The organism is Deinococcus radiodurans R1 = ATCC 13939 = DSM 20539, assembly GCF_000008565.1.
Lineage (GTDB): Bacteria > Deinococcota > Deinococci > Deinococcales > Deinococcaceae > Deinococcus > Deinococcus radiodurans.
In genome coordinates, this window is sequence record NC_001263.1 from 1,356,883 (window position 1) to 1,373,781 (window position 16,899).

Below are 16,899 nucleotides of genomic sequence, written 5' to 3' on the forward strand. Positions count from 1 at the left end.
AATACGCAACATTATTGCTTCAAAGCCCGGTCATACTGCGCCCCGGTGTGGAGGTGGTGGTCGCCGAGCAGCTCCAGAAAGTCGCGTGCGTAGCTCGCCACCGCGCGGGGGTGGCTGTCGGTCAGGGCGTGGGTGCCGCCGTGAATGACGCGGATGACGGCGTGGGGGATGCCGCGCTGGATTTCCTCGACGGTCCAGCCGCGAATCACCGGGTCGCGGTCGCCGTCAAGCAGCAGCGTGGGCACCCGGATGTGGGGCAAGAGGGCGCCGGTGTGGTGCTGACTCTGGTCGTGGGCGAGGCGGTACATGGTGCCGGGGCCGGCGCGCCCGTACGCCCGCAGGCCGCCGGGCCACAACCCGGGGCGCTCGCGCGGCAGGTCGCGGAGCAGCCGCACGAGCTGCGCGGCCACGCTGGGGTTCTCGGGAATGCCGGTGGGGGCGCAGGCGATCAGCCCGGTGGTGCAGCGCGGATGGCGCGCCGCGAGGTCGAAAATGACTTCGCCGCCGAGCGAATGCCCGAACAGCGGGGCGCAGCGCAGCCCGCTCGCGTTCAGCCACGCTGCGAGGTGGTCGGTGAGGTCCGCGATGCAGGCCGGTTCACCGGGGCGCCCCTGGCTGTCGCCGTGCCCCGGCGGGTCGTAGAGGTAGACCGTGCGCGTGCGCGCGAGGTGCCGCCCGACGCGCTCGTACATCCACGACGCGCAGCCCAGCCCCGGCACCACGACGAGCGGCGGCCCACTGCCGAGCACCCGGGCGTGGGTCCACAGGCCGTCAACGAGCGTCCACTGCGAGTGGCCGTTACGCACCCGGCACCTGAGTTCCTGGGTCCTGGGTCTCTGCATCCTGGGCCAGAAACTCGAGCACCGCCCGGTTGAACCCCGCCGGGTCGTCCACCATCACCACGTGCCCGGCGCGCGGCAGCTCGACGTACTGCGCCCCCGGAATGCTCGCCGCGAGCTGCCGCCCCAGCGCCACCGGAATCAGGGCGTCGCGCCCGCCCCACACGACCAGCGTGCGGGCATGGATGTCGGGCAGCAGCTCAAGCACGCTGTCACGCAGCAGTTGCGTCGCCGAGCGCCACAGGTTGGGCAGCCCCGCCCGCGCCGAGTCGGCGAGAATCACCGGCAAAAAGGAGGGTCGCCCGGTGAGCGCCGCCCGGGGGAGATGCAGCGCGGCGCGCACCGGGTGGTCCCGCAGCAGCCCGCTCGCGCAGGCGAGGACCAGCCCGCTGACCCGCTCGGGCGCGAGCGCCGCGACATGCACGGCGATGTGCCCGCCCATCGAGTGCCCGATGAGGGTGACGTGCTCGAGGCCCTGCGCCGCGAGCCAGCGGGCGATCAGCGCGGCGTCCTCGCGCACCCCGAGCGAACGCTGCCGCCACGCGGCGTGGTGGCCGTAGCCGGTCAGGTCCACGACGTACACCCGGTGACGCGCGGCGAGCACCGGCAGTTGCCGCCGCCACCAGCGCCACGAGCCGCTCAGGCCATGAATGAGCACCACCGGGTCACCGCCTGTCCCCGACACCTGATAGCGCAGGGTGGCGGCCCCTTCGCGGTATTCCTCGACCTTCACGCGGCCCAGCATACGGCCTGAACCGGGAACGAACGGTCAGCGATGGACATTCTTACCTAATCCCTCTTAGGAGTGAATGCCTTCACGGCGGCGCCAGACCCCCACGCCCACCAGTGCCAGCAGCAGCGCCAGCGCCGGCGTGTCGCCCAGCCGGGCGTAGAGCGTCTGCCTGCCGAGGAGCTTCGGGCGCACGTCGAGCGACTGCACGGCGTCGCCCCGGTCCACGGTCTGCACCGGGCGCCCGAGGTCGTCCACCGCGCCGGCCACGCCGAGGTTCACGCTGCGCACCAGCCAGCGCCGCTGCTCGATGGCGCGCACCCGGCCCATCCAGAAATGCTGCTGCACCCCCCAGCCCTGGTACCAGCCGTCGTTGGACGGGTTGACGAGCAGCCCGGCGCCCTGGCGGGCAAGTTGCCGGGCGACCCAGGGAAACACCGAGTCGTAGCAGACGTAGGTGCCGTATTTGACGCCGTTCAGGCTGAGGGGCTGCACGGTCCTGGCCGCTTCCAGAGAACCGAACTCGAAGCCGAGCGCTTTCTCGAAAAGGCCGTAGACGGGTTTCAGAATGCGGTAAAATGGGAATTCCTCGCCGAAGGGCACGAGCTTGGCCTTGACATTCTGTCCAGTCACCTGACCGTCAGTGTTCACGGAAATCACACTGTTCTGGTCAGGCGTCAGGGTACGCAGGCCGGTAATGCCCGGAGCCGGGAACTGCGGCACGGTGCTCGGAGGTGCAGGAAGCATCAGCGCCGTTTCGCTCCAGACGAGGACGCTGCCGGGCGGGCGGCTCTGACTGACCGGGAGCATCTGGGAGAATTGCTGCTCAGGCGAAACATACCCAGTTGCCCGCCCAAACGAATCGAAAGTCGTCCGCAGCACCCGCATCGGCTGCTCGGGGCCCTCCCCCGGCGTGCGCGTCAGGCCATAGCCGAGGGCCGCGAGCCAGACCAGGCTCACGGTCAGGACGCCCTTTTTAGACCGACTCGCCAGCGCCGCCGCGAGGCCGAGAATCAGCACGCTCGCCAGCAGCACCCCGCCGAGGTCGGCCACCTGAATCAGCGGCGTGGGCAGCAGCGCATACCCGAGCGTCGGCCAGGGAAAGGCGAGCGGGCCGAGAAAGCGCAGGTATTCGACCACGCCCCAGCCGCCCGCGAGCGCCCAGACGCGGCCCCGCGGCGAGTGAACGAGCCGGGCGACCACATACGCCATCAGCGCAAAGAATCCGCCTTCGAGGGCGTAGAGCGCGAACGCCAGCACCCCGGCGGGCGGAAAGCTGAAGATGTTGCCCAGAAAGGCGGTCAGCCACCACAGGTGAATGGTCGTCAGGGCGAAGACCGCCCACCACACCCGGCCCGCGACCTGCCGGGGGGCGGGGGCTTGCGCGGCGTACCACAGCAGCGCGGCGAGGACAAACGGCGCGAGCAGTCCCGTCTTGAGCGGCGGCATCGTCAGCGCGAGGGCCACCCCGAGCAGGGCGGACACGGCGGGGGGCGGCAGGTGCGGGCGGCGCGGCATCGGCACCGAGTGTACGTGCCGGAAGGGTGAGGGGTCTCGGCCGGGCATCTGTGAGTCCCTTGCTTTTGTTGGGGGCCGGCCCTCCCCTATGCTGGCGGCGTGCATTTCGACGACCTGCCCGTGCTGCCCACCACTCCCGGCGTGTACATCTTTCGCAAGGGGGGCGTGCCGATTTATATCGGCAAGGCGAACAACCTGCGTTCGCGGGTGTCGCAGCACTTCAAGGCGGGCGGCAAGAGCGGCAAGTTCACCAAGCTCGCCGAGTCGCTCGAATTCATCAGCGCCGCCAACGAGGTCGAGGCACTCGTGCTCGAAGCCAACCTCATCAAGCAGCACCGCCCGCACTACAACGTGCTGCTCAAGGACGACAAGCACTATCCGTTCCTGAAGCTGACGAACGAGGCGTACCCGATGCTCGTGGTCACGCGCCGGGTGCTCAAGGACGGGGCGAACTACTACGGGCCGTATCCCGACGCCTCGGCGGTGCGGCGGGTCAAGCACCTGATCGACACCATGTTTCCGCTGCGTAAAAATTCGGGCCTGCCGATGCAGAAAAAGCCGCGCCCCTGCCTGAATTACCACATGGGCCGCTGCCTGGGACCGTGCATCGACGCCGCGCAGCCCGATGAATACCGGCAGGCGGTCGAGGACGTCAAAGCGCTGCTCGAAGGCCGCGCCGCGCCGGTCATCGCCCGGCTGAAAGAGGACATGAAGGTGGCGGCGCAGGGCCAGGATTTCGAGCAGGCGGCGCGGCTGCGTGACCGGGTGCAGGCGGTGGAAAAGCTTTTCGGCACCGAGCAGCACGCCTTTGTCAGTGAGGAAACCGACCTCGACTTTCTGGGGGCGGCGCAGGCGGGCGAGTTTGCGATGGTGCAGCTGTTCCGGATGCGCGGCGGGCGCGTGGTGGGGCGCGACAAACGCTTCCTGACGGGGGCCGACGAAACGGGCCTCGGCGAAATCATCGGCGCCTTCGTTGCCGACTACTACACCCAGGCGACGCACGTGCCGCCGCTGATTTTGCTGCCCGCCGAGTACGAGGACGCCGCGCTGTGGAGCGAGTTTCTCTCGCGGCAGGCGGGCCGGCGCGTCGAGATGCGCACCCCCAAGCGCGGCGACAAGACCGACCTGATCGAGATGGCCCAGCGCAACGCGGCGGTGGGGCTCGACTCGGAAATGGCGCTGCTCGAACGCCGGGGCGACCATCCGGGGTTGGATGCGCTCAAGGACGTGCTCGCGCTGCCCGAGCGGCCCTGGCGCATCGAGGGCTACGACAACTCGAACCTGTTTGGCACCAACATCGTCTCAGGCATGGTGGTCTTCGAGGGCGGGCGCTCGCGCCGGGGCGAGCACCGCCGCTTCAAGGTGCGCGGACTCGAGCACCCCGACGACTACGAGTCGATGAAGCAGACGATTTACCGCCGCTTCACCGGTTCGCTCGCCGACAAGCTGCCGCTGCCCGACCTGATGCTGATCGACGGCGGGCGCGGGCAGGTGAACGCCGCGCTCGACGCCCTCAAGGAAGCCGGCGTGCAGGTGCCGGTCGTCGGCCTCGCCAAGCGCGAGGAGCGCCTGATTTTGCCGGGGCGCTACGGGGCGCAGTGGTGGCTGGAAACGGGGACCGAGGTCGGCGTGGACCGCGAGCTGCTGCTCCCGCACACCCACCCGGCGCTGCGGATGCTCATCGGCGTGCGCGACGAGGTGCACAACTACGCGGTGAGCTACCACCGCAAGCTGCGCGGCGAGGGGATGTTGCGCTCGGTCTTCGACGACCTGCCGGGCATCGGGCAAAAGCGGCGCGACGCCCTGCTCGAGCATTTCACCAGCTTGGAAGACCTCGCCGCCGCCCCCGTTGAGCACATCGCCGCCGTGCCGGGGATGACCTTGAGGGCGGCGCAAAGCGTCAAAGAGTTTTTGCAGGCGCGCGAAGCCCAGTTGCCGCGCGCAGGAGGCTGAGCCCCCTTCGCATCAGCCAGTTTCGCAGCCGGGGCCAACGGGTGGTGCGCCCAAGTGCAGCGAGGCGGCGCTGCGCGGCTTCGGCCCGCAGGGCGGCGGCGTGGGCTTCAGGGTCGAAAAAGTAGGTCATGGGCGGTCTCCTCCTGCCTCACAGGATGCCGGGCCGGGGGGAGCGCGCACATGCGCCTCCTGGCGGGGGCTCGCTGCGCCAAATGGCGGAGGGGGCCCCCTTCCTTCACGCTGGCTTCAGGCCGGGGCGCTGACAGCAGGCTGATCTTCAGGGGACAATGGCGGGATGCCCGCCGCGCCCACGCCCCCCACTTCAAGCCCGCCTAACCCAGTCAGCCCGGCCCCGACGCCGCCGCCTCAGCACATCATCCGGCAGCACGGGCGCACCGTGCTGTTGCTGCTGCTCGCGGTGCTGGCGCCGCTGCTGCTGTTTGCCGACCTCGCCGACGACGTGCTCAAACACGGCGGGTTTGTTTGGGACCGGACGATTCTGGAGTGGTACGCCGCGCGCCGTACACCGGGGCTGACGCAGGCGGCGCAGGTGCTCGCGCTCGTCGCCGGGGTGGGCGGGCTGCCGATCATCACGCTGCTCGTCGCCTGGGGCCTGCACCGCGCGCGCGCCAACGTGCACGCGGCGTTTCTGGTGCTGGCGGTGGCGGGGGCCACGCTGCTCAACGTGCTCGCCAAGGTGATGTTTCACCGGCCCCGGCCCGACGAACTCATCGCCGTGCTGCGCGAGCCAGGATTTTCCTTTCCCAGCGGGCACGCGATGGCGAACGCGGCCTTCGGAATTGCGCTCGCGCTCGCCTTCTGGCGCTCGAAGGCCGGGTGGCCGCTCGTCGTGTTCGGCGTGCTGTGGGCGCTGCTCGTCGGCGCGAGCCGCAATTACCTCGGCGTGCATTACCCGAGCGACGTGCTCGCGGGCTTTCTGGCGAGTACGGCCTGGGTGTTCGGCCTCTACCTGACGATGGGCCAGCGCTGGCCGGCGCTGCGCCGCGCTCCGGCGGGCGAGCACGACACCCGGCCTCCGCTCAAGCGGCCCGCAGTCCGCCCAGCAGATGAAAAGTAGTTGACAGAATTCGTCTTCTTTTCTAGAGTTGGTGTTCGGCCCTGGCACGTGCAGGGTCACCTTTATCCAGAGTCGGCGCAGGGACCTGGCCCCATGACCGCCGCAGCAACCGGCCCTCATCACGGCAGCGGTGCTTTCCAGACCCGCGCGAGCAGCGCCCGACGATGGGCGGCGCCGCGGGAACGATAAAGGAAGGCGGGTCCTCTTCGCGGGTTCCAACGGACGGCTCAGCCCTGGGCGTCCCCTTCCAGACTTCTTTTCGTCCAGGAAGGGGACGCCCGTTTTGGGCCGACCTCTCCGCTCTCCCCACCGGAGGCCCGCCCCGTGACCTTACCGTCCTCCCCCCCAGCCTTGCACTTCGAAGGCGTCAGCAAAACCTACCCCGGCCAGCCGGCGCCGGCGCTGAGCGATTTGACCCTCACCGTTGCGCGCGGCAGCCGCACCGGCATCATCGGACGCAGCGGCGCAGGCAAAAGCACGCTGGTGCGGCTGATTTCCGGGCTCGAAACGCCCGATGCGGGCCGGCTGCTCGTGCAGGGCCAGGACGTGACCCGGCTGGGCCGCGCCGAGCAGCGCCAGCGTCAGGCGCGCACCGGACTGGTCTTTCAGCACTTCAACCTGCTCGCGCAGCCCACGGTGCTCGGCAACGTGACCCTGCCGCTCGAACTCGCCGGGCAGCCCCGCGCGCAGCGGGAACAACGCGCGCTGGAACTGCTCGAACAGGTGGGTCTGGCCGATTTCGCCCGCCGCTACCCCGCGCAACTGTCCGGCGGGCAAAAGCAGCGCGTCGGCATTGCGCGCGCGCTGGTGACTGGCCCCGACCTGCTGCTCGCCGACGAGGCGACGAGTGCGCTCGACCCCGAGACGAGCGCCGGGATTCTGGACCTGCTCACCCGCTTGCAGCGCGAGCGCGACCTGACGCTGCTTATCGTCACGCACCAGCTCGAAGTCGTGCGGGCGGCGACCACCCACGTCGCGGTGCTCGACCGGGGGCGACTGGTGGAGCAGGGCCCTACCCGACACCTGCTTGCGCAGCCGCAGCACGAGGTGACGCGCGCGCTGCTCGACGCCCACCGCCCCGAGGTCACGCTCGGCGCCGGAGAAGTGCTGCGGCACGTCAATCTGGACGACCTCGGCGCCCAGACGCTTGCGGCACTGGCCCGGCTCGGCGCGCGGCTGGTGCAGGCCGAGGCCCACCCGCAGGGCGTGGACGCTTGGCTGGTCGTGCGCGAGGACGCGGGCGACCTGTCCGCGCTGCGGCCCTCGGCTGAGGTCTGGACGCCCGCGCCGGTGAGCGCATGAGTTGGGCCGAGCTCGGGCCGCTGCTGTGGCAGGGCACGCTGGAAACGCTGTGGATGGTGCTCCCCGCCGCGCTGATTGCCGAGGTGCTCGGCGTGGCGCTGGGGGTGCTGCTCACGCTGACGCGGCCCGGCGGGCTCAAGGCGAACGGCGTGGTCTTTCGGGTGCTCGACGCCCTGGTCAATATCGGACGCAGCCTGCCGTTCATCATCCTGCTGGTGCTGCTCATTCCGCTGACCCGCCTGGTGACGGGCACCTCCATCGGCTCCACCGCCGCCATCGTGCCGCTGACCATCGCCGCGATTCCCTTCGTGGCCCGGCTGGTGGACGGCGCCCTGCGCGACGTGCCGCACGGCGTGACCGAGGCCGCCCGCGCGATGGGCGCGAGCACCGCTCAGGTCGTCGGCAAGGTGCTGCTTCCCGAGGCGCGGCCCGCGCTCATTCACTCGTTCACCGTCATGTTTGTCAGCCTCATCGGGTACTCGGCCATGGCCGGGGCCATCGGTGGCGGGGGGCTGGGTGACCTGGCGATTCGCTACGGCTACCAGCGCTTCGAAACCGGCGTGATGATCGCCACCGTTCTCGTGTTGCTGCTGCTGGTGCAGGGCGCGCAGTGGCTCGGCGACCGCGCCGCCGCCCGCGCCGACCACCGCTGACCCCCTCAAGGAGCCGACCATGCGTAAGATTTTTGCTCTGTCCACCTTCGCTTTCGCCTCGCTTGCCAGCGCGGGCACCCTGCGCGTCGCCGCGACGCCAGTGCCGGCGGGGGAACTGCTCGAATTCGTCAAGCCCATCCTCGCCAAACAGGGCGTCAAGCTCGAAATCCGTGAATTTACCGACTACGTGCAGCCCAACGTGGCCCTCGGCGAAGGCAGCGTGGACGCCAACCTTTTTCAGCACACGCCGTATCTCAATGCCTTTCAGCAAAACCGCCCGCTTGGCATCGTCCCGGTGAAAAAGATCTACCTGCCGCCGCTCGGGCTCTACAGCAAACGCGTGAGCAAGGTCACCGAGTTGGCAAAGGGTGCCACCATCGCCCTGCCCAACGACCCGAGCAACGAGGCGCGCGCCCTGCTGCTGCTCGAAAAAGCGGGCCTGATTCGCCTGCGCGCCGGCGCTGGGGTGAGTGCCACGCCCAAAGACATCATCAGCAACATCAAGGGGCTCAAGTTCCGCGAACTCGAAGCCGCGCAGTTGCCGCGCTCGTTGCAGGACGTCGACGCCGCCATCGTCAACGCGAACTACGCGCTCGACATCGGCCTCGACCCGACCAAAGACGCCCTGTTTCACGAGGGCAAAAACAGCCCGTACGTCAACATTCTGGCGACCACCAAGGCCAACCTGAACAACCCCGACCTGAAAAAGCTCACCGCCGCGCTCACCAGCCCGGAGGCGAAAGCCTGGCTGCTGAAGAAGTACGGCGGCAGCGTGATTCCGGCGTTCTGAGCTCTTTCTCTCCACTCCAAAGGAAATCACCATGCGTAAAACTCTGATGCTGGCCGCCCTGCTCCTTCCCTCCACCGCTGCGGCGGGCACCCTGCGCGTCGGAGCGAGCCCGGTGCCGCACGCCGAGCTGCTCGAATTCGTCAAGCCCCTGCTCGCCAAGCAGGGCGTCAAGCTCGAAATCCGCGAATTTACCGATTACGTGCAGCCCAATGTGGCGCTCGCGGACGGGGCCATCGACGTGAACTTCTTCCAGCACGTCCCGTACCTGAACAGCTTCCAGCAAAATCGTCCGCTCGGCATCGTCGCCGGGGCGAAGGTGCACGTGGAGCCGATGGGCGTCTACAGCAAGCGCGTCAGGAAGCTGAGCGACCTCAAAAACGGCGCCACCATCGCGCTGCCGAACGACCCGAGCAACAGTGGCCGCGCCCTGAAACTCCTCGAACGGGCGGGCCTGATTCGCCTGAAACCCTCGGCGGGCATCAGCGCCACGGTGCGGGACATCACGACCAACCTCAAGCGCCTGAAATTCCGCGAGCTCGAAGCGGCGCAGCTCCCGCGTGCCCTCGGAGACGTGGACGCCGCCGTCATCAACACCAATTACGCGCTCGAAGCGGGCCTCAACCCCCTGAAAGACGCGCTGAAGCTCGAAGACAAGAACAGCCCCTACGCCAACGTGCTCGCCGCCAAGCCCGCCACCCTGAAAAACCCCGATTACCTCAAGCTGGTCAGGGTCCTTCAGAGCAAGGAGACGAAGGCCTTTATTCTGAAAAAGTACGGCGGGGCCATCGTTCCGGCGTTCTGAGTTAGGGCAAGGAGGGAGGCGAGGACTTGAACCTCGCCTTCCATTCTTTTCAGCCCATCTTGCCGCTGCGGATCACGTCGGCAATCACTGGCGGCAGGTTCCAGGCCATGATGTCGAAGGCGCTCGACGAGTAGTCGTAAGGCACCTTGTGCAGGCTGATCTTGGGCTTGCGGCCCACGCAGTCCACGATGGCGACGTCAGCACCCGGCTCGTGGTTGAGCGAGAGCCCCACGCTGCCGGGGTCGACGAAGGTCGTTTCGTCCACCGTCCGCACGAAGGGGACGTGGGTGCCGCCCACCACGATCACCCGCGCGGCGAGGGGTTCGGCCAGCCGCCGCAGCTCGGTTTCGCTGCTCATCAGGTCGAGGCGCTGCTCGGGGTCGTGCGGCGAGCCGTGGAAATAGCGCACGCGACCGATCGGGGTGGTCAGGCGCCCGCCCGGGGGCAAGCGGCGCAGAAAGTCGAGTTGGGCGGGCGAGAGCGTCTTACGCGTCCACTGCAACACCTGATCGGCCACCCCGCGCCGGCCCTCGCGCTCGCCGAAATCCAGCGCCACCCGCAGGTCGCTGCTGCCCATGCTCGCCGGCCAGCCCTCGCGCTGCACGAAATCGATCACCGGCCCCGGTGAGGCGCCGTAGCCCACCAGGTCCCCGACGACCACCACCTGATTGACAATCTGCTCGTTCAGGAAGCGCTTGACCGCGGTCAGGGCATGGATATTACCGTGGAGGTCACTGAGAAAGGCGATTCGCAAGGTGTTGCCATCCTAATGCACTTTGGCTCTACTCTGCCCGTGATGTCCCCCCTGCCCCCCGCCGACCCACGCCTGTTCGCCCACGACCCCCGGCGCCGCTGGTCCGAGGCGCCCGCCCCGGACGGCTGGCGCGAGCTGCACCCGGCCCTGGCCCGCGCCCAGGCGCGCACCTCGCTGCGCGCCGCCCCGGACGCACGGGCCACGCAGGTCAGCGAGGCGTTGCCCGGCGAGGCCCTCGAGCGGCTGGCCGACGAGGGCGAGTGGGCCTGGGTCCGCACCCCGCACGACGGCTACCTGGGCTGGGTGCGGCAGCAGGAGGTCGGCCCCGCCTGGGCACCCGAGCTGACGGTCACGGCGCTGCGGGCACACGCTTACGCCGAGCCCCGTGTCAGTGCGTTGATCGTCGCCGAGCTGTGCCGGGGCGCCCGGCTCTCACGCGGCGCAGGCGAGCGCGTTACCGAGGACCACCGCTGCTGGCAGCCAGTTACGCTACCGGACGGGCAGGCGGCGTGGGTGCAAGAGGTGATTCTGGCGAAGGTGGACGTGTCTGACCCGGCGACCTTCGCGCTGTCGCTGCTTGGGGCGCCCTACGTCTGGGGCGGGCGCAGCGCGTGGGGGCTGGATTGCTCGGGGCTCACGCAACTGGCGTATGCGGCGTGCGGCGCCGCGCTGCCCCGCGACGCCGACCAGCAGGAAGCGGCGCTGCAACGGGTGGCGGTGCCACAGCGCGGCGACCTCGCCTTCTTTCCGGGGCACGTCGGGCTGATGCTGGACGGGCGGCGCATGGTCCACGCCAACGCGACGGCGATGGCGGTGTCGGTGGACACCCTCGGTGAAGGCGACTACGGCGGGCGGCTGCTCGCCTCGCTGCGCGGGTACGGGCGGTGGCCCACGTGATCCGGGTCGCGGTGATCGGCTGCGGCAACCGGGGCGCCGATGTCTACGCCCGGCACCTGACGGCGCAGGGGGCGCAGGTGGGGTGGCTGGTGGACCCGCGCCCGGCCCGGTTGCGGGAGGTTGCTGCGCGGTTTGGAGTGCCGGAGCAGGCTTGTTTTGCCAACGCTGCCGCTTTTTTCGCGCTCGGGCGGGTGGCCGACGCGGTGGTCATCGCCACGCCGGACGACCAGCACGTGGGGCCGTGCCTCGACGCACTGGCGCTCGGGTACGACGTGCTGCTCGAAAAGCCGGTGTGTCTGGTGGAAGAAGACCTGGAGCGGCTGCTCAGGGCGGAGGCGGCCTCGGGCGGGCAGGTCACGGTCTGCCATGTGCTGCGGGCGACTGCTTTCTTTCAGGCGGTCTACGAGGTGCTGACCAGCGGACGGCTCGGGCGGCTGGTCGGGATTCAGCACGCCGAGAACGTCGCTTTCTGGCACTACGCGCACTCCTACGTGCGCGGCAACTGGCGGCAGTCGCCTCCCGCCGCGCCGTTTTTGCTCGCCAAGAGCGTGCACGACCTCGACCTGCTGCGCTGGTTTGCGGGGGCAGCCCCGCAGACGGTGAGCAGTGCGGGCGCATTGGTGCATTTCCGGCCTGAGAATGCCCCACCGGGGGCTGCGCGGCGCTGCGTGGCGTGTCCGCTGACCGCTTGCCCCTATGACGCCCGGCGCATTTATAGCCGCTTTCCGCTGGACGCCTGGCCGAACACGGTGCTGACGGCGGGCGACCTGAGCGTGGAAGACGCCCTCGCGCACGGGCCTTACGGCGAGTGCGTCTACAACGGGCAGAACAATGTCGTTGACCATCAGGCCGTGACTGCCACCTTCGCGGGCGGGGTCACGGCGCAGCTCACGGTGAGTGCTTTCACGCACAACAACACGCGGACGCTGAAGCTGCTTGGGACGCACGGAGAAGTGCGGGCACACATGGATCTCGGCGAGCTTGAGCTGCACGACTTCGCCTCTGGGCAGGTCGAGCGCTGGCACGTTCCGGTCACTGGAAATCACGGCGGCGGGGACGCCGGGCTGGTCGCCGCCTGGCTGCGTTTTCTGCGGGGTGAGGCGCCCGTGCCCACGCCGCTCGCCGAGTCGCTCGATTCGCACCGGCTGGCCTTCGCGGCGGAGCGGGCGCGGCTTAGAGGAACGGTCGAGCGGCTCTAACTCAGGTGTCGAGTTCGTCGCGCCCCACCTGGGTCAGCAGCCGGATGGCGCCGGGCAGGATGCGGGCGGTAAACGGCGTGGTTTCCACGTGCAGCTCGCCGTCGTACTGGAGCGGAAAGGGGTCGGCGGCGTCCACCGTGACCTCGCGGGCTTCCAGGGTTTCGAGGTTGCCCGCAAACATGGGGTCGCCGAGGCCGAATTTGCCGCGCACCGAGTCGATCAGGTTGGGGACCAGGCGCAGGATGTTGCCGGCGCGCAGCAAGATGACCGTGAAGCGCCCGTCGCTCGGGCTGATGTCGTCGGTGATCGGCAGGCGGTAGGTCGCCATCCCGAAATTGGCGACCATCACGCCGATGCCCTCGAATTCACGCCGCTCGCCGTCGATGGTCAGGGAAAAGCGGGTCTTTTTCGGGTTGAGCTGCTTCATCGCGCTCATGACGTAGGCGAGGGCCCCAAAACGTTCCTTGAGGTCTTCGGAATCGCGGATCATTGCCGCGTCGGCGCCGGCCCCGGCCAACATGCAAAAGCCATTCTTCTCGCCGCGCACTTCCACCTCGCCGAGGTCCACCTGCACCGCGTGTCCGGCAAGCGCGATTCGGGCGAGTTCGGCCGGGTCACGCGGCAGGTCGAGGTTCTGCGCGATCAGGTTGGCGGTGCCTGCCGGGTAGGCGAGCAGCGGCACGTCCTGCCCGCGCGCCGCGTAGGCGAGGCTGCTGACCGTGCCGTCTCCCCCGGCGCCGACCAGCACGTCGAACTGGGATAGGTCACGGACGTAGTCCTGCATCGGGACGCCTTCTGCCAGCTCGCGCTCGGTGACTTCGGCGCCCGCGGCGCGCAGGTGCTCGACGAATTCGCTCAGGCCACTTTCGCCTTGACCGCTCTTGGGGTTGAACACGACCAGCATCCGGCGTGCGGGGGGGGCAGTTTGACCCGTCATCTCCAGCTTATTAGACTGCCCGGCGGAGGGCTATCCATGCTGCGTTTCTTCTGTGCTTCTTTACTGTTGACCGGTCTGCTCGCGTCCTGTACCCCGCGCGTCACCACCGTTGCCGGCGTGACCGTCACCCCGGTGCTTATCAAGGTCTCCGAGGGCGCCGCTCCCGGTGACACCCTCACCATCCAGGGCCGCTACCTCGGCAACGCCCAGACCGCCCGCGTCATCATCGGCGCCGACGAAAACGGTCAGGGCGGCACCGCTTTCCCGGCCAGCGCCGTGCAGAGCTGGAGCGACACCGAAATCGTCCTCAAGGTGCCCGAAGGGATGCCGGCGGGTGGCTCGTGGCTCTTTGTCGAAGTCGGTGGCAAGCGCTCGACGGGCCTGCGCGTCAGCGTTCGCTGAGGGACGGGGGGAGCGGTGGGCTCCCTGTTTTTGGCATGTGATTGTGAAAAAAATATTTTGTTTGGTATGAGGTGATTATTTTCTCTAAATTGACTGAAAAAGCAGCGGAGGCACAAGCTCCGCTGAGAAAGCCGGGGCTCAGGCGCCGACGGGCTGGCTGAGGGTGAACGCGGCGTGGACGGCGGCGGTGGCGCGGTCGACTTCTTCGCCGCTGAGCGCCACCGATATGTTGAGCTCGCTCGAGCCCTGCGAGATCATCAGGATGTTGATGTCCTCGCTCGCGAGCGCCGTGAACAGCCGCGCCGAGACGCCCTGCTGACCGCGCATGCCGCTGCCGACGATGGCGAGGACCGCCACGCCGTTCGTTTCCTCGACGTTGAGCTCGCTCGACAGCCCCGCGCGCAGCGCCTGCAAGGCTCGGGCGGCGTCGGCGCTCGGCACCGCGAGCGAGACGTTGCTCATCGAACTGCTCTGGGACACCATCAGCAGGGTGATGTTCTCGCGGGCGATGGCGGTGAAGACGCTCGCGATGACTTCGGGCACCCCCAGGACCCCGGCGCCGGTGACGGTGAGCAGGCTGACGTTCTTGATGGCGGTCACGGCCTTGACCGGGCGGCCCGGAATTTCCTCGGCCTGCGAGCGCACCAGTGTGCCGGCGAAGTCGGGGTCGGCGGCGCTCTTGACGCGCAGGGGAATCCCGCTGTCTTGCAGGGGCGTGACCGCGAGCGGGTGCAGCACCTTGGCGCCGAAATAGGCGAGCTCCATCACCTCGCCGTAGCTCAGCACCCCGATGTTGCTCGCGTCCCCCACCACACGCGGGTCGGCCGACATCACGCCGTCCACGTCCTTCCAGGCCCACACCTCGTCCGCCCCGAGCGCCTTGCCCACGATGGTCGCCGAGAAATCGGTGCCGCCGCGCCCGAGGGTGGTGATCGCGCCCTGCTCGGTTTCGCCCATGAAACCGGCGATCACCGGCGTGACGCCGGCGCTCAGAAAGCCGCTGAGGCGGTCGCCCACGCGCTCGTAGGTGCCGGGCAGCGGCCGGGCGTTGCCGAAGTTGGTGTCGGTCAGGATGCCCGCCTCGCCGCCGGTCAGGTGCCGGGCGCGCAGGCCCGACTGCTCGAGCGCGAGGCTCATCAAGGGGGCCGAAAGCCGCTCGCCGAAGGCCACGATCAGGTCGCGGCTGCGCGGGGTGAGTTCGCGCAGCAGGTACACGCCGTAGACGGCCTGCCGCAGCGTCTCGTGCAGTTCGCGCAGTTCGCGCACGGTTTCCGAGTCGGGCGCCGCCCCGAGTTCCTGCGCCGCCGTGAAGTGCCGGGTGCGCAGCGCGGCGATCTCGTCGTTGGCGCGCGCGATGTCGCCCGACTGCGCGGCGTCGGCGAGGTGCAGCAGGCCGTTGGTCACGCCGGCCATGGCGCTGACCACCACCACCACCTTCACGCCTTCCCGGACGCTGCGCCCGGCGAGCGAGGCGCTGTGGCGGATGGCGTGGGCGCTTTGCATGTTGGTGCCGCCGAATTTCATGACGAGGAGGCGGGAGGGAGGCTGGGGTTGGCTCATGCCGCCTAGTATGCCCGCTCGCCCGCGAGGCCGAGAAACACCCGGTGCAGACGTGTGTCTTCCGTCAGTTCAGGATGAAAAGCACTCGCCAGGACGCGGCCCTGCTGCACGTGCGCGGTCCGGTCGCCGAGGGTCGCGAGGGCCCGCGCCGCCGGGCCCACCCGCGTGATGACCGGGGCGCGGATAAAGACGGCGGGAAACGGCGCGTCGAGCCCGGCAATGTCGAGTGGGGCGGTGAACGAGTCCACCTGCCGCCCGAAGGCGTTGCGCTGCACGGTGATGTCGAGCAGCCCCAGCCCCGGCTGCGGCGGCAGCGAGGGACTGCCGCCCATCACCTCGCGCGCCAGCACGATGGCGCCCGCGCAGGTGCCCCACAGCGCCCCGCCGGCGGCATGAAAGTCGCGCAGGGGGTGCCAGAGGCCGCCTTCCGTGAGCAGCCGGACCATCGTCGTGGACTCGCCGCCCGGCAGGATCAGCCCGCTCAGGCCGGCGAGATCGGCGGGCAGGCGCACCTCGCGGACCCCGGCGCCGAGCTGCTCGAGGCGCTGGCGGTGCTCGCGAAAGGCGCCTTGCAGCGCGAGAACGCCGACGGTCACCAGCCGCGCGACGCCAGCCGCGCCTCCGGAATCAGCTCGTCGATGTTGATCCCGGTCATCGGGGCGCCGAGGTCCTCGCTCACTTCGGCGAGAATGTCGGGGTTCTGAAAGTGCGTCACGGCGCGGACGATGGCCTGCGCGCGGCGCTCGGGATTGGCCGACTTGAAGATGCCGCTGCCCACGAACACGCCGTCGAGGCCGAGCTGCATCATCAGCGCCGCGTCGGCGGGGGTGGCCACGCCGCCGGCAGCGAAGTTCACGACCGGCAGTTGGCCGTGTGCGTGGACGTACTGCACGAGGTCGTAGGGCGCTTGCAGGTCGCGGGCCACCGTCATCAGTTCCTCGGCGGGGCGAGATTGGACGGCGCGGATGTCGCCGAGCACGGCGCGGGCGTGCCGCACGGCCTCGACCACGTTGCCGGTGCCGGCTTCGCCCTTGGTGCGGATCATGCTCGCGCCCTCGCCCACCCGGCGCAGCGCCTCGCCGAGGTTCTTGGCGCCGCAGACGAAGGGCACCTTGAAGTCGCGTTTGAGGATGTGAAACTGCTCGTCGGCGGGGGTCAGCACCTCGGACTCGTCGATGAAGTCCACCCCGATGGCCTGCAGAATCTGCGCCTCCACGACGTGCCCGATGCGGACTTTGGCCATGACGGGAATGCTCACGGCCGCCATGATTTCCCGGATCATCTTGGGATCGCTCATGCGCGCCACGCCGCCGTCCTTGCGGATGTCGGCGGGCACGCGCTCGAGCGCCATCACGGCGGTCGCGCCCGCCGCCTCGGCGATGCGGGCCTGGTCGGCGGTCACCACGTCCATGATGACGCCGCCCTTGAACATCTCGGCGAAGCCCTGCTTGAGCTGCGGCGTTCCGGTCTGCTGTTCGGTCATGC

At 69.2% G+C, this 16,899-nt stretch carries 17 protein-coding genes and 1 riboswitch; of the genes, 9 read left to right on the forward strand and 8 right to left on the reverse strand.

Translation table 11 applies throughout. From position 1 onward, the window contains the following. Window positions 1-11 precede the first annotated feature (11 nt). From DR_RS06945 to lnt, 3 genes are read right to left on the reverse strand one after another with little or no spacing between them, the layout of a single operon-like run. Window positions 12-806, reverse strand: a complete 795-nt coding sequence (locus tag DR_RS06945) for an alpha/beta fold hydrolase (protein WP_010887992.1) — start codon at window positions 804-806, stop codon at window positions 12-14. Then, window positions 799-1,584: an alpha/beta fold hydrolase gene (locus tag DR_RS06950; RefSeq protein ID WP_010887993.1), complete on the reverse strand. Its 786-nt coding sequence runs from the start codon at window positions 1,582-1,584 to the stop codon at window positions 799-801. The genes DR_RS06945 and DR_RS06950 overlap by 8 nt, the downstream gene beginning before the upstream one ends. Before the next feature lie 54 nt (window positions 1,585-1,638). Further along, on the reverse strand, window positions 1,639-3,087 hold the full coding sequence (gene lnt, locus DR_RS06955) for an apolipoprotein N-acyltransferase (protein ID WP_034350439.1): 1,449 nt from the start codon (window positions 3,085-3,087) through the stop codon (window positions 1,639-1,641). Between the two features lie 99 nt (window positions 3,088-3,186). Here lnt and uvrC point away from each other — a divergent pair, with 99 nt between their 5' ends. From uvrC to DR_RS06985, 6 genes are all read left to right on the forward strand, one after another. Next, the gene (gene uvrC / locus DR_RS06960) at window positions 3,187-5,040 is read left to right on the forward strand and encodes an excinuclease ABC subunit UvrC (RefSeq protein ID WP_010887995.1); all 1,854 of its coding nucleotides are present in this window, start codon (window positions 3,187-3,189) and stop codon (window positions 5,038-5,040) included. Between the two features lie 295 nt (window positions 5,041-5,335). Then, complete coding sequence (locus DR_RS06965; RefSeq protein ID WP_010887996.1) at window positions 5,336-6,118, forward strand: phosphatase PAP2 family protein; 783 nt, start codon at window positions 5,336-5,338, stop codon at window positions 6,116-6,118. Window positions 6,119-6,177: 59 nt separating this feature from the next. Then, a riboswitch (SAM riboswitch) is annotated at window positions 6,178-6,310 on the forward strand. Between the two features lie 132 nt (window positions 6,311-6,442). Further along, window positions 6,443-7,420, forward strand: coding sequence for a methionine ABC transporter ATP-binding protein (locus DR_RS06970; RefSeq protein WP_010887997.1), 978 nt, complete (start codon window positions 6,443-6,445; stop codon window positions 7,418-7,420). Continuing rightward, the gene (locus DR_RS06975) at window positions 7,417-8,073 is read left to right on the forward strand and encodes a methionine ABC transporter permease (protein WP_010887998.1); all 657 of its coding nucleotides are present in this window, start codon (window positions 7,417-7,419) and stop codon (window positions 8,071-8,073) included. Before DR_RS06970 ends, DR_RS06975 begins: the two co-directional genes overlap by 4 nt. A gap of 19 nt (window positions 8,074-8,092) precedes the next feature. Next, window positions 8,093-8,863, forward strand: coding sequence for a MetQ/NlpA family ABC transporter substrate-binding protein (locus DR_RS06980; RefSeq protein ID WP_010887999.1), 771 nt, complete (start codon window positions 8,093-8,095; stop codon window positions 8,861-8,863). 31 nt (window positions 8,864-8,894) lie between these two features. Next, window positions 8,895-9,665 (forward strand): MetQ/NlpA family ABC transporter substrate-binding protein, encoded by a 771-nt coding sequence (locus DR_RS06985; RefSeq protein WP_010888000.1) that lies wholly within the window; start codon window positions 8,895-8,897, stop codon window positions 9,663-9,665. A gap of 49 nt (window positions 9,666-9,714) precedes the next feature. Here the strand turns inward: DR_RS06985 and DR_RS06990 are convergent, their stop codons facing one another. Beyond that, a complete protein-coding gene (locus DR_RS06990) occupies window positions 9,715-10,419 on the reverse strand; it encodes a metallophosphoesterase family protein (RefSeq protein WP_010888001.1) in 705 nt (234 codons plus the stop codon). A gap of 42 nt (window positions 10,420-10,461) precedes the next feature. Here DR_RS06990 and DR_RS06995 point away from each other — a divergent pair, with 42 nt between their 5' ends. Together DR_RS06995 and DR_RS07000 are read left to right on the forward strand one after the other, a co-directional pair. Next, window positions 10,462-11,316 (forward strand): C40 family peptidase, encoded by an 855-nt coding sequence (locus DR_RS06995; RefSeq protein WP_027480027.1) that lies wholly within the window; start codon window positions 10,462-10,464, stop codon window positions 11,314-11,316. Then, a complete protein-coding gene (locus DR_RS07000; RefSeq protein WP_010888003.1) occupies window positions 11,304-12,515 on the forward strand; it encodes a Gfo/Idh/MocA family protein in 1,212 nt (403 codons plus the stop codon). The genes DR_RS06995 and DR_RS07000 overlap by 13 nt, the downstream gene beginning before the upstream one ends. Before the next feature lies 1 nt (window position 12,516). Here DR_RS07000 and DR_RS07005 read toward each other — a convergent pair whose 3' ends face one another. Continuing rightward, window positions 12,517-13,452: a diacylglycerol/lipid kinase family protein gene (locus DR_RS07005; RefSeq protein ID WP_010888004.1), complete on the reverse strand. Its 936-nt coding sequence runs from the start codon at window positions 13,450-13,452 to the stop codon at window positions 12,517-12,519. 36 nt (window positions 13,453-13,488) lie between these two features. Between DR_RS07005 and DR_RS07010 the strand changes: the two genes are divergently transcribed. Continuing rightward, complete coding sequence (locus DR_RS07010; RefSeq protein ID WP_027480028.1) at window positions 13,489-13,854, forward strand: IPT/TIG domain-containing protein; 366 nt, start codon at window positions 13,489-13,491, stop codon at window positions 13,852-13,854. A 138-nt stretch (window positions 13,855-13,992) separates the two neighbouring features. Here DR_RS07010 and DR_RS07015 read toward each other — a convergent pair whose 3' ends face one another. The 3 genes from DR_RS07015 to pdxS are packed head-to-tail and all read right to left on the reverse strand — an operon-like array spanning window position 13,993 to window position 16,897. Beyond that, the gene (locus DR_RS07015; protein WP_010888006.1) at window positions 13,993-15,414 is read right to left on the reverse strand and encodes an aspartate kinase; all 1,422 of its coding nucleotides are present in this window, start codon (window positions 15,412-15,414) and stop codon (window positions 13,993-13,995) included. A gap of 5 nt (window positions 15,415-15,419) precedes the next feature. Further along, entirely contained in the window at window positions 15,420-16,010 is a 591-nt protein-coding gene (pdxT, locus tag DR_RS07020; RefSeq protein ID WP_010888007.1) for a pyridoxal 5'-phosphate synthase glutaminase subunit PdxT, read from the reverse strand. Beyond that, window positions 16,007-16,897 (reverse strand): pyridoxal 5'-phosphate synthase lyase subunit PdxS, encoded by an 891-nt coding sequence (pdxS, locus tag DR_RS07025; protein WP_027480030.1) that lies wholly within the window; start codon window positions 16,895-16,897, stop codon window positions 16,007-16,009. Before pdxS ends, pdxT begins: the two co-directional genes overlap by 4 nt. Window positions 16,898-16,899: the final 2 nt, after the last annotated feature.